General features: G+C 65.6%; 20 protein-coding genes. 16 read left to right on the top strand and 4 right to left on the bottom strand.

Annotated features, from left to right (window positions below; all coding sequences use genetic code 11):
* Nucleotides 1-39: 39 nt before the first annotated feature.
* From DQ230_RS00900 to DQ230_RS00865, 8 genes are all read left to right on the top strand, one after another.
* Nucleotides 40-1599 carry a trimethylamine methyltransferase family protein gene (locus DQ230_RS00900; RefSeq protein WP_113910605.1) on the top strand — a complete coding sequence of 520 codons (1560 nt, stop codon included), beginning with the start codon at nucleotides 40-42 and terminating at the stop codon, nucleotides 1597-1599.
* 9 nt (nucleotides 1600-1608) lie between these two features.
* The gene (locus DQ230_RS00895; RefSeq protein ID WP_113910604.1) at nucleotides 1609-3654 is read left to right on the top strand and encodes an NADH:flavin oxidoreductase; all 2046 of its coding nucleotides are present in this window, start codon (nucleotides 1609-1611) and stop codon (nucleotides 3652-3654) included.
* Nucleotide 3655: 1 nt separating this feature from the next.
* A complete protein-coding gene (locus tag DQ230_RS00890; protein ID WP_238987380.1) occupies nucleotides 3656-4387 on the top strand; it encodes an NAD(P)-binding domain-containing protein in 732 nt (243 codons plus the stop codon).
* Nucleotides 4384-6363 carry an oxidoreductase gene (locus DQ230_RS00885; protein WP_113910602.1) on the top strand — a complete coding sequence of 660 codons (1980 nt, stop codon included), beginning with the start codon at nucleotides 4384-4386 and terminating at the stop codon, nucleotides 6361-6363. The genes DQ230_RS00890 and DQ230_RS00885 overlap by 4 nt, the downstream gene beginning before the upstream one ends.
* 131 nt (nucleotides 6364-6494) lie before the next feature.
* Complete coding sequence (locus tag DQ230_RS00880) at nucleotides 6495-7526, top strand: NADP-dependent oxidoreductase (protein WP_113910601.1); 1032 nt, start codon at nucleotides 6495-6497, stop codon at nucleotides 7524-7526.
* Nucleotides 7527-7991: 465 nt separating this feature from the next.
* Nucleotides 7992-8408: a CopG family transcriptional regulator gene (locus tag DQ230_RS00875; RefSeq protein WP_113910600.1), complete on the top strand. Its 417-nt coding sequence runs from the start codon at nucleotides 7992-7994 to the stop codon at nucleotides 8406-8408.
* 28 nt (nucleotides 8409-8436) lie between these two features.
* A complete protein-coding gene (locus DQ230_RS00870; RefSeq protein ID WP_113910599.1) occupies nucleotides 8437-9495 on the top strand; it encodes an extracellular catalytic domain type 1 short-chain-length polyhydroxyalkanoate depolymerase in 1059 nt (352 codons plus the stop codon).
* A gap of 1 nt (nucleotide 9496) precedes the next feature.
* The gene (locus DQ230_RS00865) at nucleotides 9497-10759 is read left to right on the top strand and encodes a C45 family autoproteolytic acyltransferase/hydrolase (protein ID WP_113910598.1); all 1263 of its coding nucleotides are present in this window, start codon (nucleotides 9497-9499) and stop codon (nucleotides 10757-10759) included.
* Between the two features lie 25 nt (nucleotides 10760-10784).
* Here the strand turns inward: DQ230_RS00865 and DQ230_RS00860 are convergent, their stop codons facing one another.
* Genes DQ230_RS00860 through DQ230_RS00850 form a run of 3 tightly spaced genes read right to left on the bottom strand, consistent with a single transcriptional unit; the run spans nucleotide 10785 to nucleotide 13179 of the window.
* On the bottom strand, nucleotides 10785-11726 hold the full coding sequence (locus DQ230_RS00860; protein WP_113910597.1) for an OmpA family protein: 942 nt from the start codon (nucleotides 11724-11726) through the stop codon (nucleotides 10785-10787).
* Nucleotides 11723-12460 (bottom strand): GNAT family N-acetyltransferase, encoded by a 738-nt coding sequence (locus DQ230_RS00855; protein ID WP_113910596.1) that lies wholly within the window; start codon nucleotides 12458-12460, stop codon nucleotides 11723-11725. The genes DQ230_RS00860 and DQ230_RS00855 overlap by 4 nt, the downstream gene beginning before the upstream one ends.
* Entirely contained in the window at nucleotides 12460-13179 is a 720-nt protein-coding gene (locus DQ230_RS00850) for a competence/damage-inducible protein A (RefSeq protein WP_113910595.1), read from the bottom strand. Before DQ230_RS00850 ends, DQ230_RS00855 begins: the two co-directional genes overlap by 1 nt.
* Nucleotides 13180-13226: 47 nt before the next feature.
* Here DQ230_RS00850 and sfsA point away from each other — a divergent pair, with 47 nt between their 5' ends.
* Both sfsA and map read left to right on the top strand, forming a co-directional pair.
* Nucleotides 13227-13928 carry a DNA/RNA nuclease SfsA gene (sfsA, locus tag DQ230_RS00845; RefSeq protein ID WP_113910594.1) on the top strand — a complete coding sequence of 234 codons (702 nt, stop codon included), beginning with the start codon at nucleotides 13227-13229 and terminating at the stop codon, nucleotides 13926-13928.
* 115 nt (nucleotides 13929-14043) lie between these two features.
* A complete protein-coding gene (map, locus tag DQ230_RS00840) occupies nucleotides 14044-14910 on the top strand; it encodes a type I methionyl aminopeptidase (protein WP_113910593.1) in 867 nt (288 codons plus the stop codon).
* Between the two features lie 78 nt (nucleotides 14911-14988).
* Here map and DQ230_RS00835 read toward each other — a convergent pair whose 3' ends face one another.
* Nucleotides 14989-16188, bottom strand: a complete 1200-nt coding sequence (locus DQ230_RS00835) for a BaiN/RdsA family NAD(P)/FAD-dependent oxidoreductase (RefSeq protein ID WP_113910592.1) — start codon at nucleotides 16186-16188, stop codon at nucleotides 14989-14991.
* Between the two features lie 136 nt (nucleotides 16189-16324).
* Between DQ230_RS00835 and ftsW the strand changes: the two genes are divergently transcribed.
* The 6 genes from ftsW to murB are packed head-to-tail and all read left to right on the top strand — an operon-like array spanning nucleotide 16325 to nucleotide 21540.
* Nucleotides 16325-17491, top strand: a complete 1167-nt coding sequence (gene ftsW, locus DQ230_RS00830; protein ID WP_113910591.1) for a putative lipid II flippase FtsW — start codon at nucleotides 16325-16327, stop codon at nucleotides 17489-17491.
* A complete protein-coding gene (gene murG / locus DQ230_RS00825; protein ID WP_113910590.1) occupies nucleotides 17488-18603 on the top strand; it encodes an undecaprenyldiphospho-muramoylpentapeptide beta-N-acetylglucosaminyltransferase in 1116 nt (371 codons plus the stop codon). Before ftsW ends, murG begins: the two co-directional genes overlap by 4 nt.
* On the top strand, nucleotides 18604-20022 hold the full coding sequence (murC, locus tag DQ230_RS00820; RefSeq protein ID WP_113910589.1) for a UDP-N-acetylmuramate--L-alanine ligase: 1419 nt from the start codon (nucleotides 18604-18606) through the stop codon (nucleotides 20020-20022).
* 3 nt (nucleotides 20023-20025) lie between these two features.
* The gene (locus DQ230_RS00815; RefSeq protein ID WP_113910588.1) at nucleotides 20026-20286 is read left to right on the top strand and encodes a DUF2484 family protein; all 261 of its coding nucleotides are present in this window, start codon (nucleotides 20026-20028) and stop codon (nucleotides 20284-20286) included.
* Nucleotides 20287-20335: 49 nt separating this feature from the next.
* Nucleotides 20336-20617, top strand: coding sequence for a hypothetical protein (locus tag DQ230_RS00810; RefSeq protein WP_113910587.1), 282 nt, complete (start codon nucleotides 20336-20338; stop codon nucleotides 20615-20617).
* Nucleotides 20614-21540 (top strand): UDP-N-acetylmuramate dehydrogenase, encoded by a 927-nt coding sequence (gene murB / locus DQ230_RS00805; RefSeq protein ID WP_113910586.1) that lies wholly within the window; start codon nucleotides 20614-20616, stop codon nucleotides 21538-21540. Before DQ230_RS00810 ends, murB begins: the two co-directional genes overlap by 4 nt.
* The last annotated feature ends 91 nt before the right edge of the window (nucleotides 21541-21631 follow it).

Genomic DNA, 21631 nt, shown 5'->3' with positions numbered 1-21631 from the left:
GCACGCCTGAATCGGATCTGAGTCGGGGAGGACTTCCAGATGCAAGCCAGCGACGAGACACGCAAACCACGCCGCCGCCCGCGCGAGGCCCGCAGTGGCGCTCCGGGGCAGAACCCGCATCTGGAGGTGCCGTTCATTACGCGCGGCATCCCCACTTATGATCTGCTGGGCGAGGAGGCGTTGCAACGGATCGAGCAGACCGCCGACCGTATCCTGGCCGAAATCGGCATCGAATTCCGCGAAGACCCCGAAACCGTGCGCCTGTTCCGCGAGGCAGGCGGCGAGGTGACCGATCTGGGCGGCGATGCCTGGAACATCAAATTCGCGCCCGGCATGATCCGCGAGATCCTGAAAACCGCCCCCGCACGTTTTACTCAGGCCGCGCGCAACCCGGCCCGCAATGTCGAGATCGGCGGTGATGCGGTGGTGCTGGCGCCCGCCTACGGCTCCCCTTTCGTGATGGATCTGGACAAGGGGCGCCGCTACGGCACGATCACGGATTTCCGCAATTTCGTGAAGCTCGCGCAGTCCAGCCCATGGCTGCACCATTCCGGCGGCACCATCTGCGAGCCGACCGATATCGCCGTGAACAAGCGCCATCTGGACATGGTCTATTCCCACATCCGCTATTCCGACCGCGCCTTTCTGGGCTCGATCACCGCGCCCGAGCGGGCCGAGGACAGCATCGAGATGTGCCGCATCCTGTTCGGCGCGGATTTCGTCGATCAGAACTGCGTCATCATGGGAAACTTCAACACCACATCGCCGCTGGTTCTGGACGGCGTCACAACGCAGGGCATCCGCGCCTATGCGGGCGCGAACCAAGGCTCGATCCACCTGCCGTTCCTCTTGGGCGGCGCGGTATCTCCGCTGACCATGGCCGGATCGGTGGCGCAGTGCCTGGCCGAAAGCATGACCTCCTGCGCGCTGACGCAGCTGGTGCGCCCCGGCGCGCCTGCGGTGCTGGGCTCGTTCCTGTCGTCGATGTCGCTACGGTCCGGCTCGCCCACCTTCGGCACGCCGGAGCCTGCGCTGGGATCGCTGGTGATGGGGCAACTGGCGCGCCGGGCAAACCTGCCGCTGCGCTGCGCGGGCAATTTCAGCACATCCAAACTGCCCGATGCGCAGGCGATGCAGCAGGGCATAATGTCGATGATGTCGGCGGTGCAATGCGGCGCCAACTATATCCTGCATTCGGCCGGTTTCCTCGACGGGCTTTTGTCGATGTCCTACGAGAAATTCATGATGGACACCGACCTTTGCGGCATGCTGCACGCCTACACGCGCGGTCTGCCGGTCGATGACGACACGCTGGCCTTCGAGGCGCTGGCCGAAAAGGGGCCGGGCGAGCATCTGTTCTCCACCGCCCACACCCTGCGCCACTACCAGAGCGCCTATTACGACAGCGCGCTGGACGACAACCAGCCGTGGGAGACGTGGGACGAGCAGGGCGGCATTGACGCCGCCACCCGCGCCAATACCCGCTGGAAGGCACAGCTGAACAGCTACGAGGCGCCGCCGCTGGACCCCGGCATTGATGCGGCGCTTCAGGATTTCATGGCTCGGCGCAAGGCGTCGATGCCGGACGCTTGGTATTAAGGACACCACATGACCAAAGACCCGCTCTTGCAGCCCTATCAGCTGAAGCATCTGACGCTGAAAAACCGCATCATGACCACCAGCCACGAGCCTGCCTATCCCGAGGATGGCATGCCGAAAGAGCGCTATGCCGCCTACCACGCCGAGCGGGCAAAGGCGGGCGTCGCCCTGGCCATGACCGCCGGGTCGGCTGCCGTATCCAAGGACAGCCCGCCGGTCTTCAACAACGTGCTGGCCTACCGCGACGAGGTGGTGCCATGGATCCAGAAGCTGACAGATGGCTGCCATGAACATGGCTGCGCCGTGATGATCCAACTGACCCATCTGGGCCGCCGCACCAACTGGAACAAGGGTGACTGGCTGCCCTCGGTATCCTCCACCAAGCACCGCGAGCCTGCGCACCGCGCCTTTCCCAAGCTGCTGGAGGATTGGGATATCGAGCGGATCATCAACGATTTCGCCGATGCCGCCGAACGGATGAAGGCCGGCGGCATGGACGGGATCGAAATTCAGGCCTACGGCCACCTGCTCGACCAGCTCTGGTCGCCGCTGACCAACGATCTGACCGGGCCATATGGTGCCGATACGCTGGAAAATCGCCTGCGGTTTCCGATGGATGTCCTGAGCGCGATCCGCAGCCGTGTGGGCGAGGATTTCATCCTCGGCATCCGTTATACCGCCGACGAGGTGCAGACCGGCGGCATCGACGCCGCCGAGGGCATCGAGATTTCCAAGCGCCTCGCCAAATCCGGGCTGGTCGACTTCCTCAACGTGATCCGGGGCCGCATCCATACCGATCCGGCCATGACCGACGTGATTCCGGTGCAGGGCATGGCCAGCGCGCCGCACTTGGATTTCGCGGGCGAGGTCCGCAAGGCGACCGGCATGCCCACCTTCCACGCCGCCCGTATTCCCGATGTGGCGACCGCGCGCCATGCGGTTGCCGATGGCCTGCTGGATATGGTCGGGATGACCCGCGCGCATATGGCCGACCCGCATATCGTGCGCAAAATCATCGAAGGCCGCGAGGAGGATATCCGCCCCTGCGTCGGCGCCACCTTCTGCCTTGACCGGATCTATCAGGCGGGCGATGCGCTCTGCATCCACAACGCCGCCACGGGCCGCGAGCTGACGATGCCGCATGACATCCCGCCCGCCGAGACGCGCAAAAAGGTGGTGATTGTCGGCGCCGGCCCCGGCGGCCTTGAAGCCGCGCGCGTTGCCGCCGAGCGCGGCCATGACGTGACCGTGTTCGAGGCCGCCGCCGACCCCGGCGGCCAGATCCGCCTGACGGCGCAAAGCAAGCGCCGCCGCGAGATGATCGGCATCATCGACTGGCGCATGGCGCAATGCGCCGCGCGCGACGTGACCTTTCACTTTAACACCTTCGCCGAGGCGGATGACGTCACTGCGCTGAAACCCGATGTCGTCATCATCGCCACCGGCGGGCTGCCCAACACCGAACTGTTCGAAAAGGGCCGCGAAGAGCCGCATGTCGTCACCGCGTGGGACATCATTTCAGGCGATGTGAAGCCCGCCGAAAATATCCTGATCTATGACGAGAGCGGCGATCACCCCGCCTTGCAGGCCGCCGAAATGGCGGTGGAGGCCGGCGCGACGGTCGAGGTGATGACCCCCGACCGCGTCTTTGCCCCCGACATCATGGCGATGAACCTGGTTCCCTATATGCGCAGCCTTCAGGGCAAGGGCGTGACGTTCACCGTCACCCGCCGCCTTCTGGGCGTGGCGCGGGACGGTAACAAGCTGACCGCGACGATCGGCACCGATTACAGCGATCTGAAGGAAGAGGCGCAGTATGATCAGGTGGTCGTCAACTATGGCACCCTGCCGCTGGATGATCTCTATTTCGAGCTGCGCGAGCAGTCCTCCAACGGCGGCGCGCTGGACCATGAGGCGCTGATCGACGGGCGGCCTCAGCAGGTTGTGCGCAACCCCGAGGGCCAGTTCCAGCTGTTCCGCATCGGCGATGCCGTCTCGGCGCGCAACACCCATGCGGCGATCTATGACGCGCTGCGGCTGCTCAAGGATATCTGACATGCGCATCGGGGTCATCGGCACCGGCACCATCGCCTCGGCGGTGGTGGAGGGGATCGCGGGGGACGGGCATCATATTGCGGTGTCGCGGCGCAGCGCGGTGCAGTCCGCGCGGCTGTCCGAGGACCATGAAAATGTCACCGTGCATGATAATCAGGCGGTGCTGGATCGCAGCGACGTGATCTTCCTCGGCCTGATGGCGAATGCGGCGGCGGAGATCCTCGACCCGCTGACGTTTCGCAGCGATCAGCGCGTGATCTCGCTGATGGCCGATTGCCCGCTGGAACGCGTCGCTCAGATGGCCCGCCCGGCCCGCGCGGCGGCGGTGATGATCCCCTTTCCCGGCATCGCGCAGGGCGGCTCGCCTGCCTTGGGTTATGGCGACACGGACCTGTTGCAAGAGCTTTTCGGCGCGCGCAACACGATCTTTGCCCTGAAATCGGAGGGCGAACTGGCGGCCTATAACTGCGCGCAGGCGGTGCTGTCGCCCAGCATCCGCATGGTCGCGGACGCCGCCGACTGGCTGGGCGCGCGGATAGAGGACCATGCGCAGGGCGAGGCATTCCTGCGCGCGCTGGTCGGCTCCAGCCTGATGGGGTCGGATTGCGCCACATTGCTTGCCGCGCTGGACACGCCGGGCGGGTATAACCAGCGGCTGCGCAATCACATGGACAGGGCCGGCATGAACGCGGCGCTGGCCACAGGGCTGGACAGACTGGAGCGCGATAAATGAGCCATCCGCATATCTTTAAGCCGGTGCAACTGCGCCACAAGACGCTGAAAAACCGCGTTGTTTTCGGCGCGCATACCACCAACATGGCCGAAGCTGGCCTGCCCGGCGCGCAGCATATCGGCTATTACGAGGAGCGCGCGCGCGGCGGCGCCGCCATGATCGTGGTCGAGCCGGTTCCGGTCCATCCCGCCGCCGTTCTGACGCGCGGCAATTTCCGGCCCGGAACGGATGACGTCATCCCGCATTTCCGCAAACTGACCGAGGCATGTCAGGCGCATGGCGCCGTGATGATCCAGCAGCTTTACCACATTGGCGCGCATGGCGACGGCGACAATTCATGGCACGCGCATTGGTCGCCTTCGGGCGGGCCCAGCTATCACGACAGCGATGGCAGCCACCAGATGAGCGAGGCCGAGATCGAGGAAACCATCGACGGCTTCGTTCAGGCCGCGATCCGCAGCCAAAAGGCGGGCTTTGACGGGGTCGAGGTTTGGGCAGCCTATAATGGTCTGCTGGACCAGTTCTGGACGCCGTTTTCCAACCAGCGCACCGACCAGTGGGGCGGCTCACTGGAAAATCGCACCCGCGCCTCGCGCGAGGTCATGCGCCGTATCCGCGCGGCCTGCGGGAACGATTTCATCATCGGCCTTGCCGTCAATGACGAGCCTGATGTGAAGGTCGCGCTCAGCCGCGAGGAAACCGCCGAGATCGTCGCGCTGCACGATGCCGAGGGGCTGATGGATTACGTCACCTGCGGCTCGGGCGGGTATTTCGATTTCTACAAGATCATACCGGCCTTCGTGTATGGCGAGAAACTGGGCGTCGATCTGGCGGCGCTGCTCAAGGGCGTGGTGAAAAACGCGCTGGTTACAGCCGAAAGCCACATCCGCACGCCGGAAAACGCCAATACCGTGCTGGGCGCGGGGGAGGCCGATCTGGTGTCCATCGTGCGCGGGCAGATCGCCGATCCGCATCTGGTGGCCAAGACGGAAGCAGGACGCGCCGACGATGTGCGCGGCTGCATTTCGTGCAATCAGCAATGCTGGGGCCGGCGCAGCCGTGACTATTACATTTCCTGCCTGATCAACCCGTCGGCGGGGCACGAATACCTCTGGGGCGGCGACCGCTTCACCGCCAGCGACGCGCCCGGCTCGGTGCTGGTCGTCGGCGGCGGTCCTGCCGGGCTGGAGGCCGCGCGCGCGGCGGCCGAGCGCGGCCACCGCGTGACGCTGGCCGAGGCAGGGCCGGAGATTGGCGGGCAGTTCCGCCTTGCCGGTTTGCAGCCGCGCCGGGGGCAGATCACCGACCTGATCGGCTGGTATCAGCGCCAGCTGGACCAGCTGGGCGCCGAGCTGCGCTACAACAGCTATATGGATGCGGATGATATCGCCGCCTTCGGCGCGGATCATGTGATCCTTGCCACCGGATCGCTGCCGGCCGAAACCGGTTTCCAGCGCGCGCTGCCGCATTTTGCCACCCTGCCGGGGCTGGACGCGAGCAACGTGTATTCCGCCGAGGATGTGATGATGCGCGCCGCGCGGCTTGGCCCGCGCGTGATCGTGCTGGACGAGGGTGGCAACTGGCGCGGCTGCGGCACGGCATGGCGGCTGGCCGAGGACGGCCATCAGGTGACGCTGGTCACGCCCGATGCGCTGGTCGGCAAGGAGCTGCAACGCTCGGCCACCGACCTGCCGCTGCGCCGGGCGCTGGCGCAAAAGGGTGCGCAGTTTATCACCGACAGCGCCATAGCCGAATGGACCGGGCAGGGCGCCGAGGTGCTGTCACTATTGACCGGCCAGACCGAACATATCGCCGCCGATGCGCTGGTGATGGCGACGACAAACATGGCCGATATGGGCCTGCGCGATGATCTGGCGCAGAGAGGCATCCTTGCGCAGGTGATCGGCGACGCCAGCGCGCCGCGCAACGCCGCCTTTGCCATTTACGAGGGGCGCAAGACCGCACTGGCGCTGTAGCGCGCGCCTTACCGCGTGGGTGGAACGGCTTGCCGCCGGGGGCGTTGATGTCAGGCGCCCCGTCCCCACCTGATGGGTGGCGCCCTGCCGCGCGCAGGCAATTCACCCCGAACGTTGGAAAGGCACCGAGCATGTCACAATCGGACACCAAAAACCGCAAGCTCACTCTGGCCGAACGCCCCAAGGGCGCGCCGGATGAGAACACTCTCAAGCTGGAGACGACGGACCGCCCCGAGCCGGGCAAGGGCCAGATGCTGCTGCGCAACATCTATCTGTCGCTGGACCCCTACATGCGCGGCCGGATGAGCGACGCGCCATCCTATGCCAATCCGGTAGAAATCGGCGATGTGATGGTGGGCGGCACGGTATCGCAGGTGGTCACGTCGGACGTGGACGGGTTCGAGGCGGGCGACTGGGTGTCGGCCTTTGGCGGCTGGCAGGATTATGCGCTGTCGGATGGGAAGGGGGTGATCAATCTGGGTAAATCGCCGGAAAACCCGTCCTGGGCGTTGGGTGTCCTGGGAATGCCCGGCTTGACGGCATGGGCCGGGCTGACCCAGATCGGCCAGCCGCAGAAGGGCGAGACGCTGGTTGTTGCCGCCGCCAGCGGACCGGTGGGCGCCACCGTGGGCCAGATCGGCAAGATCATGGGCTGCCGCGTTGTCGGCATTGCCGGCGGGCCTGAGAAATGCACGCATGTGGTGGATAACCTCGGCTTTGACGCTTGCATCGACCACAAGGCAGACGGGTTTGAGGATGCGCTGAAGCAGGCTGCACCGGACGGGATCGACATCTATTTTGAAAACGTCGGCGGCAAGGTGTTCGATGCGGTGATGCCGCTGCTGAACACCTCGGCGCGGATTCCGGTGTGCGGACTGGTGTCGCAATACAATGCCACATCCCTGCCGGACGGGCCGGACCGTCTGAACCTGTTGCTGGGGACGATCCTTCGCAAGCGGATGACGATGCGCGGCTTCATCGTGTTCGATGATTTCGGTCATCTATATGGTGAATTTGCCGGTCAGATGCAGTCATGGGTCAAAGAGGGCAAGGTCAAATACCGCGAGGACATGATCGAGGGGCTGGAGAACGCACCCGCCGCATTCATCGGAATGCTGAAGGGCGAAAATTTCGGCAAGCGTGTGGTCAAGCTGGCCGATTGATTTGAACGCGGGGCGGCGGTTCATCCCGCCGCCCCGCTGCTGTTCAGGTGCGCGTATCACGTGGGGACGGTCCGCGCTGGGTCCGCGCGCCAGACCCGGCAGCGTCCAGCCACTCTTGCGCGCCCCGCCCAGGGTCGCGCGTTCGGCAGCAGGGACGTCCGCCAGCGACTGGACCGCGTTGATCGCGGACCGGTAGGGACATGGGGCGCCGGGTATTTCGACAGCGGGCAAACGCTGTGGCAGGACCACCTGCTATCGGCGGAAATAGCGCCGGGCCGGATTGCACGACAATGAAGCCTGTCTGCGTGACGCGCGGTCCGCGCCCGCGATGCCTGCCAGAACGGCCCTGCGCAGGATGCGCCGATCGCGCCGGTTTTGCGCTCACATCATGCGGTTTACCCTACGGCACCCTTGGCATCAGCTATAATACATCCATATACCATCCATACAGATGGAGAATTGATGATGAGCAATGTCAGGCAGCTGCGGGACAAAACCCCCGACAGCGAGAAAATCACGATCAACCTTGGCTATGTGGATCTGGGCCGGATCGATCTGCTGGTGCAGGAGGGGTTCTACTCCAACCGCAGCGATTTCATCCGCACCGCGATTCGTAACCAGCTGGACAGCCATGTCGAGGTGGTCAGCAAAACCATTGAGCGCCACACGATGGAGCTGGGCCTGCGCGACTATACCGCCGCCGATCTGGATGCGCTTCAGCGCGCGGGCGAGGTGCTGCATGTCAAGGTGGTGGGCCTTGCCCGCATCGCGCCCGACGTGACGCCCGAGCTGGCATTGGCAACGATTGGCTCCATCACTGTTCTGGGCGCCTTGCAGGCCAGTCCGGAGATTAAAAAGGCACTGGCCGGGCGCATCCTCTAGCGTCTTCCGCCTCAAAAGGACTGAAAACATGAGAAAATTCAACGTCGGCGCACTGCGCCCGGCGACCGGTGACGCACGCGCCGTGCGTTTTGCCGCCGCCAACGATCTGGTGCAGCGCACGCTGGCCCAGCACGGGATAACGTCCCCGATACAGACCGGCACCAATGGTTTGCCCGATGCCACCGGGCTGCTGGCCGGGCTGACTCTGTCCATGGGGGGCAGCGCTGCGCCTGCGGTGCAGATCCCGGTGGGGGCCGCGTTTCGCAGCGGCACGCATACCGGCATCACCGGATCGCGCAGCTACCGCATGTATGTGCCGTCCAGCGTGACGGATCGCGCAAACGGCAGCGTGATGATGCTGCACGGCTGCACGCAGACGCCCGAGGATTTTGCCATCGGCACCGGCATGAATGCCCTGGCCGAGGCGCGCGGGCTGATCGTGATCTACCCGCATCAGGCGCGCGGCGACAACGCGCAATCGTGCTGGAACTGGTTCAACCCCGGCGATCAACGGCGCGGGCGCGGGGAGCCTGAAATACTGGCCGGAATGGCGCGCAGCGCGATGGACGAATTCGGCGTGCCGGCCGATCGCAGCTTTGTCGCCGGAATGTCTGCGGGGGCGGCAATGGCGGTCATTCTGGGCGCGGTTTACGGCGATGTCTTCGCCGCTGTGGGCGCCCATTCCGGCCTGCCACTGGGCGCGGCGCGGGATCTGCCGTCGGCGTTGGCCGCCATGGCATCGGGCAATGCGGCGGTGGCGCATGGTGCAATGCCTGCACGCAGCATCGTGTTTCACGGCACAAATGACACCATCGTCAACCCCGCAAACGGCGCGCAGATCGCCGCACAAGTGGTGGCGGATGGCCCTTGGCTGGATACAGAAATCACCGGCGCCAGGGCCGGGCGCAGCTACAGCCGCCGCATTGCGGGACCTGCCGGCGCGCCCGCGCGGCTGGAGCATTGGGCGATAGACGGGCTGGGCCACGCGTGGTCCGGCGGACAGGCGGGCGGCAGCCATACCGACCCCGTCGGCCCCGATGCCAGCGCCGAAATGATACGTTTTTTCCTGAATGAAAAGGACCTTTGAGATGACCGATCTGACCCTGCAATTCGATGCGATCTCCGAAGTCATGCCCGGCCCGAAATGGGCCGCCCGCTGGCGCCGCTGCTGGCCCGATTACCGCGGATGGTTCATCGCCAAGGGCGGCGATGACGGCCCGTCGCTGGCCGAGTGCAAGGATGCGCTGCGCCGCTACATGCCCGAACTGGTGCCGACATATGCCCGCCTGACCGCGCTTGCGGGCGGGTCGGACCGGGCCGCGCGGTTCCTGTCCACATGGTGCCCGCCGGCCTATCTGGGCGGCTGTTCGCTGGCCGCTGTGGCACAGGGCGGCGACGTGCGGCTGGTGCGCAACTACGATCTGGCGCCCGAGCTGAACGAGGGGATGCTGCTGCGCAGCGAATGGTGCGGGCGCGCCGTGATGGGCATGTCCGAATTCCTCTGGGGGCTGTCGGATGGCGTGAACGAGGCCGGGCTGGCCGTGGCCATTGCCTATGGCGGGCGCCCGGAAACCGGCATCGGCTTTGGCATCACCACCATCATCCGTTACCTGCTGGAGACGTGCGATACGGTGGACGAGGCGCTGGCCGCGCTGCGCCGCGTGCCGTCGCATATGGCCTATAATCTGGTTCTGGCAGATGCGTCTGGCGCCACCAAGGGTGTCGAGGTTCTGCCCGGCGGCGGCATTCGCATCACCCCGCGCGCCATCGCCACCAACCACCAAAGCGGGCCGGAGCAGGCCAGCAACCCCGGCTTTACCCTGACCCACGCGCGGCACGCGCATCTGGACCGGATGCAGGCCACGCCGCGCACGCTGAACGCGCAGTTTTTGACGAAACCACTGCTTCAGGACCGCTATGCGCAGGGCTTCGGAACGCTGTTTACGGCGGAATATGACCCGGTTGCGCGTTCCTTGGGGCTGACGATCAAGGGCACCCGCTGGGACCAGACGCTGGAGGCGTTTACCGAAGGGCGGCGCGATGTCGACTATAGCGAGGCCGCGCCGATGCACCCCCCGGCGATGGCAGATGCGGCGCCGGATGCCGGCGTCTGGGCATGGCAGGGGCAGCAGCCCGCCGCGCAGGTCCGGCCAGCGGGCGATTGGGCTGGCGATTGGGCGGGCGAGGATTGGGCCGCCTGGGCCGCTGTCGATTGGGCAGGGGTGGGCATGGACTATGCCGCAGGCCGGGGGCGCCCGATCCATAGCTACCTGCCCAAACGGCGTACGCCAATGGCGGCGGGTCACATCGCAGCGGCCTGCGCCGCGCATGGCTGCGCAATGCACGTCTAGGGTTGTGCGCGGCTGGGCGCGTGGCTCAGCCGCCGCTCAGCAGGACCGCCTCGACCCGGCGGTTCGCTTCGCGCCCGGCGTCTGTGGTGTTGGGTGCGGTGGGCGAGAGGTACGCAATGCCATCGGCCTCCAGCTGTGCGGGCGCGACGCCATGCGCGTCAATCAGGCGTTGCATCACCGCCTGCGCCCGGCGCCGCGACAGGGCCAGATTGGGCGCCAGCCCGCCGACCGTGTCGGTATGCCCGACCAGCGCAATGCGCCTGTCGCTGCCTGCCTTCAGGAATGACGCCAGCGCAGTGAGCGATGTGAACGGACCGGGGCCAAGCGTATCGGCGCCGGTGGCAAAATCCAGATCGGGCAGCACCGCATGACCGCGCTGCGTCAGGGCCTGGACCAAGGGCGCGGACGGCACAGGGGCCGCGCCCGGCGGCGCTGCGGCGGGGGGCCGGTTCGCGACCGTGCCGGGGCTGATCCGGGTGATCTGCACATAGGTATCGGTTCCGGACCGGCTGACCAGCAGCGTGACATAGGCATCCTGGTCGCCCGATGGTTTGCGCGCCGACAGGTAATGATAGTCGAACAGATCGACGAACATCTCGGGCGGTGGCAGCACGGTCAGGGCAAAGCGGAAGTCGAACCCCCCGCAGACCGCCGACGCGCAGCGATAGATTGGACTGTATCCCGCCGCGTCCAGCTGCGCCGCCAGCGTATCGGTCAGCTGCGGGGTGGCGACAGGCGCGCCTGCAATGCGCCACGCCTGCCGTGTCACGCGGCCCTGCGCGGCCTGCGTCGGCACGGTGCCCTCCGACCACGGGCCTGTCGGCACGGCATGACCGCCGCTGTCATCGACCGCCTCGCGCATCAGCATGGCATTGGCGGGCAGGGCCAGCTCCTGCGCCGCCAATGGCGCGGCAAAGGTGGCCAGCACGGCGGCGATCAGCGCCGGGGATCGCACCAGCGCGGTCATGCGCGCGCGCCCGATGCAGGCTGCTGCCGGTAATGATAGCGGCAGGCGCTGCGCATCCCCATGGATGTATAGAGCGCGGTCGCGGCGCTGTTCGTCGCAGTGCAGGCGACGGCCAGATGCGCGGCGCTAAGGGGGATGGCCCATCGCGCCGCCTCCAGCATCAACGCGCGGGCCACGCCTTGCCTGCGGTAGCCGGGCAGCACTTCCAGCGCATGCACCATCGCGGTGGCGCCGTCTATCGCGGCAAATCCGGTGGCGACGACATGCCCGTCCCGGCGCCCCATCAGCGCCGTTTTCGCGCCGCCTGCGCGGTACATCACGTCGATGCGCGCCGGGCCGATCCCGCCGCTGTGCCAGATCTCGTGCTGGATCGCGAGCGGCTCCCACAGATGAAAGCTGGCGGTCGGGGCGGGCGTGTCCATCTTCAGCGCATCCAGCGGCGCCGCATAGATCGTAACGGGATCGATCACCTCATACCCCGCCTGCGCCAGCAGCGCGTCCAGGCCCGTCTCGCCGCCCCGGATCATGAAGCAGCGCGGTTGCCCCATGCTGTCCATCGCGCCCTCTGCCTGTGCCAGATCTGCATGCGTCGCCGGGGCATGCGCGGACGCCGCCGACACCCGCTTGCCGCCGCCGCGCCCCTCGCGCAGCAGCCATGGCCCCAGCTTGTGCGCGGCATGGGCGGGCCACGTCGCCTCCAGCGCGCGGAACAGTCTGCGCGCGTCGGGCGTCATCACGCAAACTGCTCCGCCAGGTCGGCCATGGCAGCGTCCAGCGCGCCGGCGTCCTGACCGCGCGCCACCACATTGGCACCATGCGCGCCGCTGCGCTGAAACGGGTAGGACCCAAAGCTAAGCTGCGGATACCGCGCCGCCACCTCGCCCAGCGGGCCGGCAATGTCGCCCTCGCCGCGAAAGATATCCATGCTGCGCGACATCAACGGCGCACCGCCCGTCAGCGTCGGCAGGACAGAGGCAACCATCGCCTCGAATATCTTGGGCACGCCGGCCATGACATGCACATTGCCGATGATGAAACCGGGCGCCGCGCTGACCGGGTTTTCGATCAGCGCGGCACCATCGGGAATGCGCGCCATGCGCAGGCGGGCCGCGTTCAGTTCAATCCCTGCCTTTTCGTAATGCGCGGCAAGGATGGCGCGCGCATCTTCGCGCACATCAATCGGGGCATCAAACGCGCGCGCCACGGCGTCTGCGGTAATATCGTCATGCGTCGGGCCGATCCCGCCGGAGGTAAAGACATACGTATGCGCGGCGCTCAGCGCCTGAACAGCGCCCGCAATCGCGCTGGCGTCATCGCTGACAACGCGCGCCTCGGCCAAGGCAATACCGGCGGCGGTCAGAACGCCGGCCAGATGATGGGTGTTGCTGTCGCGCGTGCGCCCTGAAAGGATTTCGTCGCCGATCACCAGCATGGCGGCGGTAGGGTTCGACATCGGTGTTCTCCTTGATCGGGCCTCATCTTGGGTATAGGGCCGCGCCCATGCGGTTTCAAACCCCTCTTGAGCCCGGCGTATTGATCCGGCGATATAAACGCTTCCTCGCGGATATCCAGCTGCCCGGTGGCGGGCAGGTGGTGGCCCATTGCGCCAATCCCGGCCGCATGACCGGCCTTGCCGAGCCGGGCCTGCCCGTCTGGATCGAGCCAAATGATGACCCGAAGAAAAAGCTGGACTACGCGTGGCGTCTGGTCGAACTGCCGGGCGGCCACTATGCCTGCGTCGATACCGCGGCGGCCAATCGCGTTGTCGGCGCGGCGCTGCGCGCGGGCCGGATCGCGGCGCTTGCGGGATATGACAGCATCCTGCCCGAGCAACGCTACGGCGCCAAAAGCCGTATCGATTTCCTGCTGCAAGGCGCCGGGCGCCCGGATGCCTATGTCGAAGTGAAATCCGTCACGCTGCGCCGGCAGGGCGCGCTGGCCGAATTTCCCGACACGCGCACCGAACGCGGCGCACGTCATCTGGCCGAACTGGCGCAGGTCGCGCGCAACGGCCAGCGCGCGGTCTTGCTTTATCTGGTCCAGCGCAGCGATTGCACAAGCGTTGCAACCGCCGCAGATATCGACCCGGCCTACGCCGCCGCGCTGAACGATGCGCGCGCCGCAGGCGTCGAAATCATGGCGCACGCAACTGTGATCACGCAAACGCAGATCACATTAGGCCCGCAGCTCCCTTGCGAATGAGCCATCCAAGGCGCTTTCACCTGTCCTGACATGCTCAAATTGCGCTGCCCGCAAAGATCGCCGCGCTCTGGCCCTTTGCACATTTGCGCAGTAAAGAGGCGCAAAGACACCAAGGATGAGGCCAAACGTGACAGATCAGCATCGCGGACGCACCACGCGCGACGGAATTCGCATTCACGAGGCCGCAGATTTCGCGGGCATGCACCGGGCCGGGGCACTGGCCGCACAGATCCTTGATGACATCGCGCCCCATATCATCGTGGGCCAGACCACCGCCGCGCTGGATGCGCTGATCGAGGGTATGGTCAATGACGCGGGCGCCACGTCCGCCACGATCGGCTACAAGGGCTATCGCCACGCCAGCTGCATCAGCGTGAACCATGTCGTGTGCCACGGCATTCCCGGCGGCAAAATTCCGAAATGGAAAAACGACTCGCACGCGCGCGCAGATGACAGCCTCAAGGACGGCGACATCCTGAATATCGACGTCACCGTCATCGTCGATGGCTGGTTCGGCGATACCAGCCGCATGTATGTCGCAGGCAAACCCAAAGCCTATGCCGAGCGGTTGATTCAGGTCACCCATGACGCGCTGATGGTCGGGATCGAGGCGGTGAAGCCGGGCAATACCTTCGGCGATATCGGCCACGCCATTCAGGCCTATGCCGAAGCGCACCAGACATCGGTGGTGCGCGACTTTTGCGGTCACGGTCTGGGCCGCGTGTTCCATGCGCCGCCCAACGTGCTGCATTTCGGGCGCGCCGGAACCGGCGCCGTGCTGGAAGAGGGCATGTTTTTCACCATCGAGCCGATGATCAACCTGGGCCGTCCCGAAACCAAGGTTCTGGCGGATGACTGGACGGCGATCACGCGCGATAAATCGCTGTCGGCGCAGTTCGAGCATTCCATCGGCGTGACGGCAACCGGGGCCGAGATTTTCACCCTGTCCCCCGGCGGATTGTTTCACCCTACCTACAACTGACAGCGCGCGGTATCCGATTTTTCGCAGAAAAATCTTATGTTGATTGGGTATTTGGACCAAGAAAAAACATGGGCCGCGTCAGGGGGCGCGGTTGGTTTTTTCACTGATCGCGCGGCCTGCGGCAGCGCCGGAGGCCCAGGCCCATTGGAAGTTGTAGCCGCCCAGCCAGCCCGTCACATCCAGCGCCTCGCCAATGACGTAAAGGCCGGGCAGGCTGCGCGCCTCCATCGTTTTCGAGCTGACGCCCGCGGTGTCGATCCCGCCCAGGGTCACCTCGGCGGTGCGGTAGCCTTCGGTGCCGCCGGGGGTGAGTTGCCAGTTTGACAGGGCGCCGCATAGTCGCGTCAGGGCCGCATCGCTTTGGTCCGCCAGATTTCCCGCAAGGCTCAGCCCGGTCTGGGCGGGCAGGGCGGCGATCAGCCGGGCGGGCAGGTGGCGCGCCAGTTCGGTCGTCAGGTTGTGGCGGCCCGCGCGCGCGCGCTGATTGCGCAGGGTGTCGAGCAATGTGCCCTGGGGGTCCAGATTGACGGTAATGGGCGCGCCGTCCTGCCAGTAGGACGAGATTTGCAACATTGCCGGGCCTGATAGCCCGCGATGGGTGAACAGCATCGCCTCGTCAAAGCTGGCGGTTCCCGCCTGCGCCCGAACGGGCAGGGCCACGCCTGCCAGATCGGCAAAGCGCCCCTCGGGGAAGGTGAATGGCACAAGGCCCGCGCGGGTATCGGTCACGGTCAGGCCAAACTGGCGCGCAACATCATAGGCAAGACCCGTCGCGCCCATCTTGGGGATGGATTTACCGCCCGTCGCCAGCACAAGATTGCGCGCGGTCACGCTGCGGCGCGCGCCCTGGGCCTCCAGCGTCGCAACAAAGTCAGTCCCGTCATGGCGCAGATCGGACAGGCTGGTATGCAGCCACAGATCGGCGCCGGCGCGGGCCATTTCGCTGCGCAGCATTGCGACGATGTCCTTGGCTGAATTATCGCAAAAAAGCTGGCCCAGCGTCTTTTCGTGCCAGGCAATGCGGTACTCTTCGACCAGTGCGATGAAATCCCACTGAGTATAGCGCCCCAGCGCGGATTTGCAGAAATGCGGATTTGCGGACAGAAAGTTATCCGGCGCGGTATAGAGATTGGTGAAATTGCAGCGTCCGCCCCCCGAAATGCGGATCTTTTCGCCCGGCGCCTTGGCGTGGTCGATGATCAGCGTGCGCCCGCCGCATTGCGCAGCGCACATCATGCCGGCAGCGCCGGCGCCCAGGATCAGCGTATCAACTTGCATCCGCCATGCCCTGCCCGAAGCGGCGCGCGTGGTCAAGCGTGTGTCAGAACGCTTTCCTCGCCGCGCATGTCCTGCTAGAGTGATCCGATAGACCCCGCAAAGGGGCAATGTTCTGAGGCGGAAATCGGCGGGTGTCATGACAGAAATGGTCTATGGATCGGCTCCCATTCGGGATGTCGAGCCGGTCCTTCCCAAATGGTGGCGGACGATCGACAAATGGTCGATCTCCTGCGTTTTGATCCTGTTCGGGATCGGGTTGCTGCTGGGGTTTGCGGCGTCGCCGCCGCTGGCGGAAAAGAACGGATTCGCGCCGTTCCATTATGTTCAGAGACAGACATTTTTCGGCGGGATGGCGATGATCGCCATGCTGCTGACGTCGATGATGGGGCCGGCGCTGGTGCGGCGGTTGGCCGTCATCGGATTCTTGCTGTCCTTGCTGGCGCTGATGATGCTGCCGTTTCTGGGCACGGATTTCGGCAAGGGCGCCGTGCGCTGGTATTCGCTGGGATTTGCCTCGGTGCAGCCATCGGAATTTCTCAAGCCCGGCTTTGTCGTTGCCGCCGCATGGATGATGGCCGCCAGCCGCGAGGTAGGCGGGCCGCCCGGCATGAGCTGGTCTTTCATCCTTACGCTGATTATCGTTGCATTTCTGGCGCTTCAGCCTGATTTCGGGCAGGCGTCGCTGGTTCTGTTTGCGTGGGGCGTGATGTATTTCGTGGCCGGCGCGCCGATCCTGCTGCTGGCGGCAATGGCGGGGCTGGTGGTGCTGGCGGGCTCGTTCGCCTATTCAAACTCGCAGCACTTCGCGCGCCGCATCGACGGGTTTTTGTCGCCCGACGTGGACCCCACGACTCAGCTGGGATTTGCCACCAACGCCATTCAGGAAGGCGGGTTTTTCGGGGTCGGCGTGGGCGAGGGCACGGTTAAATGGTCGCTGCCCGATGCGCATACCGATTTCATCATCGCCGTCGCGGCCGAGGAGTATGGCCTGGTCTTGGTGCTGATCGTGATCGCGCTTTATGCCACCATCGTGGTGCGGTCGCTGATGCGCCTGATGCGCGAGCGTGATCCGTTCATCCGGCTGGCCGGGACCGGGCTGGCCTGCGCGTTTGGCGTGCAGGCGATGATCAACATGGGTGTCGCGGTGCGGCTGTTGCCGGCCAAGGGCATGACGCTGCCATTTGTCAGCTATGGCGGCTCGTCGCTGATTGCCGGCGGGATCGCGGTGGGGATGCTGTTTGCGTTCACCCGGTCGCGGCCTCAGGGCGAAATCGGCGATATCTTGCGCGGGCGTGTCCGATGACCGGCCGCGCCCCCCTTCTGCTGATGGCGGCTGGTGGCACCGGTGGCCATATGTTTCCGGCGCAGTCGCTGGCCGAGCATATGCTGGCGCGCGGCTGGCGGGTCAAACTTGCCACGGATGCGCGGGGTGCGCGCTACACCGGCGCGTTTCCCGAGGGCGTCGAGATCACGCAAATCTCCAGCGGCACTTTCGCGCGCGGCGGCATTGCGGCCAAGGTGATGGCGCCGCTTCAGATCGCAGGCGGCACGATTGCAGCAATCTGGAGCATGCTGCGCGACAAGCCGGATGTTGTCATCGGATTTGGCGGGTATCCCAGCATCCCGGCGCTGTCGGCGGCGTGGACCTTGCGCCGCCCGCGCATGGTGCATGAGCAGAACGGCGTTCTGGGCCGCGTTAACCGGATCTTTGCGAAACGTGTGGATGCTGTGGCGTGCGGCATATGGCCGACGGATCTGCCGGAGGGGGTCGAGGGCTATCATATCGGCAACCCTGTGCGCGGCGCGGTGCGCGAACGGGCGGGGGCGGGGTACATTCCACCGGGCGATTACCCGATGTCGATCCTTGTGATTGGCGGCAGTCAGGGCGCGCGCATCCTGAGCGATGTTGTGCCCCCCGCGATTGCCAGCCTGCCGATGGAGGTGCTGCGCAATATCCGCGTGGCCCATCAGGCGCGCGGCGAGGATCTGCAACGTGTCGGGGAATATTACGCCGAGCAAGGCATTGATGCCGAGGTCGAGGAGTTTTTTGACGACGTGCCGCGCAGGATGAGCGAGGCGCAGCTGATCATCAGCCGCGCCGGCGCGTCGTCGGTGGCCGATATTGCGGTGATTGGCCGTCCGTCCATCCTGATCCCCTATGCGGCGGCGACGGGCGATCACCAGACGGCCAACGCGCAGGCGCTGAAACAGGCCGGGGCGACCATCCTCGTGCCGGAAAGCCGCCTGAATCACGAGGCACTGTCCGAGCAGATCGAAACCATCATCGGCAATCCCGGCGGCGCGGCACAGATGTCACGCGCTGCGCTGGGCAGCGCAATGCCCGACGCGACTGACCGGCTGGCCGAAATGGTGGAATGGTTGGCCGCGAACGCGGCGCAAAAAGGAAAGACATAGATGAATTCAGCAGCCACGAAACTGCCCGGCGATGTCGGACCCATCCATTTTGTCGGGATCGGCGGCATCGGCATGTCAGGCATTGCCGAGGTGCTGCTGAACCATGGCTATACCGTTCAGGGCTCGGACCTGCGGCGCAGCCCGCTGACCGACCGGCTGGAGGCGCGCGGCGCGCGGATTTTCGAAGGCCAGCGCGCCGGAAACCTTGAGGGGGCAGAGGTCATCGTGATCTCCTCCGCGATCAAACCGGGCAATCCCGAACTGGACGAGGCGCGCAAGCGCGGCCTGCCGGTGGTGCGCCGCGCCGAGATGCTGGCCGAGCTGATGCGCCTGAAGTCCAACATTGCGGTCGCCGGCACGCATGGCAAGACGACGACAACCACCATGGTTGCCGCGCTGCTGGATCATGGCAAATTCGATCCGACGGTGGTGAATGGCGGCATCATACACGCATATGGCAGCAATGCGCGCGTCGGCGGTGGCGAATGGATGGTGGTTGAGGCCGATGAGAGCGACGGCACATTCAACCGCCTGCCGGCCACCATCGCCATCGTCACCAATATCGACCCCGAGCATATGGAGCATTGGGGAACAGAGGCCGCGCTGCACAAGGGGTTTGAGGATTTCGTCAGCAACATCCCGTTCTACGGTCTGGCGGTCTGCTGCACCGATGATCTGGACGTGCAGACGCTGGTGGGCAAGATCACGGACCGGCGCGTGATCACCTATGGATTCAACGCGCAGGCCGATGTGCGCGCGCTGAACCTGCGCTATGCCAAGGGGGTGGCGCATTTCGATATCGCGCTGCAATCCGAAGGCACGCGGATCGACGGCTGCACCCTGCCGATGCCGGGCGATCACAATGTCAGCAATGCGCTGAGCGCCGTCGCCGTCGCGCGGCATCTGGGCATGAAAACCGGCGAAATCCGCGAGGCGCTGGCCGCGTTCGGCGGCGTCAATCGCCGCTTTACCCGCGTGGGCGAGGTCGGCGGCGTGACCATCATCGACGATTACGGCCACCACCCGACCGAGATTTCGGCCGTGCTGAAGGCCGCGCGCCACGCGACAGAGGGCAACGTCATCGCCGTGCATCAGCCGCATCGCTATACCCGGCTGCACCATCATTTCGAAGAATTCTGCGCCTGCTTCAACGAGGCGGACGTGGTCGGCATCGCGCCGGTCTACGCCGCCGGAGAGGAGCCTATCGAAGGCGCCAGCCGCGATGATCTGGTCGCCGGGCTGATTGACCGCGGCCACCGCGACGCCCATCCGATCGAGGGGGAGGCGGGGCTGGCTGCGTTGGTGCGCGCCCACGCAAAGCCCGGCGATCTGGTGGTGTGTCTGGGCGCCGGCACGATCAGCGGTTGGGCCAACCGTCTGCCCGACGCGCTGAAAGCGCCCCAGTTGCGGGAAGGATAGGCGATGGCGCCGTCACTGATACTGGCCTGCATCTGGGCGCTGGGCGCGAACCTTCTGGCGATGACATCCAGCCGCGATCACCACTGGCGCGCGGCCTATATCCTGATCGCGGTGGGCATTCCGATTTTGGGCTATGTGACGTGGCAAACGGGGCCGTGGATCGGGCTTTTGTGCCTAGTTGCGGCCATGTCGGTGCTGCGCTGGCCGGTGGTGTACCTGTGGCGCTGGCTGCGCGGTCCGCGCCATGAATTGGCCGAGGATTGACATGGTCGGCGCCGTGCATACCTGTCCGCACGGCAAGGGAGGGCGAGACATGACATCTTATGCGGTGATCCTGTACGCCGTTCTGGCAGCGGCGTTCTGCGTCGGGGTTGGGGTGTTCTACCGGATCTGCGCGCGCCGGTCGCCGCGCTCGGCCGGGATGCGGTGGCTGATCGCCACGACGGTGGTGCTGGCGCTGGGGCTTATCGCGGCGCAAATGGACCTGCCCGCGAATGCCAGGATCTTTGCCGGGCTGGTTCTGCCTGTCTGGGCGATAGGCGGCCTTTTGGGCCTGGTGATTGCCGCGATCCGCCCGCAAGGGCCGGGCGCATGAGCGCCCCGATGCCCCCGGTGCGCGGCCGGCTGACGCCGCAGCGCCCCCTTGCCGATCTGACGTGGCTGCGCGTGGGCGGGCCTGCCGACTGGCTGTTTCAGCCGGCCGATGAGGCGGATCTGGCCGCGTTTCTGGCCGCGCTTGATCCGGCGGTGCAGGTGTTCCCGATGGGCGTGGGCAGCAATCTGATCGTGCGTGACGGCGGGATCCGGGCTGTTGTCATCCGGCTTGGCCGCGGCTTCAACACGATCGAAGTGGACGGAGGCCGCGTCACGGCCGGCGCTGCGGCGCTGGATGCGCATGTGGCCAAACGTGCGGCGGCGGCCGGCGTTGATCTGACATTTCTGCGCACCATACCGGGCGCCATTGGCGGCGCGCTGCGCATGAATGCGGGCTGCTATGGCACCTATACGGCTGATGTGTTCGTCTCGGCCCGCGCCGTTACGCGGAAGGGGCAGATCGTGACGCTCGGCGCCGATGATCTGAATTTCCGCTACCGCCAGACGGACCTGCCCGAAGGGGCCGTTCTGATCTCTGCCGTGTTTGAGGGGCCGCGCGGTGATCCCGCAACGCTGGAGGCGCGCATGGCGGCGCAGCTGCAAAAACGCGACGAAACCCAGCCAACAAAGGACCGCACCGCCGGCAGCACCTTTCGCAACCCCGCTGGGTTCAGCAGTACGGGGCGCAGCGATGACACCCACGAATTGAAGGCGTGGAAGGTGATTGATGACGCCGGAATGCGCGGCGCCACGCGCGGCGGCGCACAGATGAGCCCCAAGCATTCCAACTTTCTGGTCAACACCGGCGGCGCCACTGCCGCCGATCTGGAAGGACTTGGCGAAGAAGTGCGAAAAAGGGTTTATCAAACCAGCGCAATAGAGTTAGAGTGGGAAATCATGAGGGTCGGCGAACCGGCCCCTTGAACGGGTAAAATACCCACACGACCAATAAAAACAGGGCCGAAAACGGTCCGGGGCATTGAGGCAGATCGGTGGTTGGTTCGAGCAGAACAAA

The sequence above is a fragment of the Roseovarius dicentrarchi genome, from assembly GCF_003316635.1.
In the GTDB taxonomy this organism is placed as follows: Bacteria; Pseudomonadota; Alphaproteobacteria; order Rhodobacterales; family Rhodobacteraceae; genus Roseovarius; species Roseovarius dicentrarchi.
This window is presented reverse-complemented; position numbering and strand designations above follow the sequence as displayed.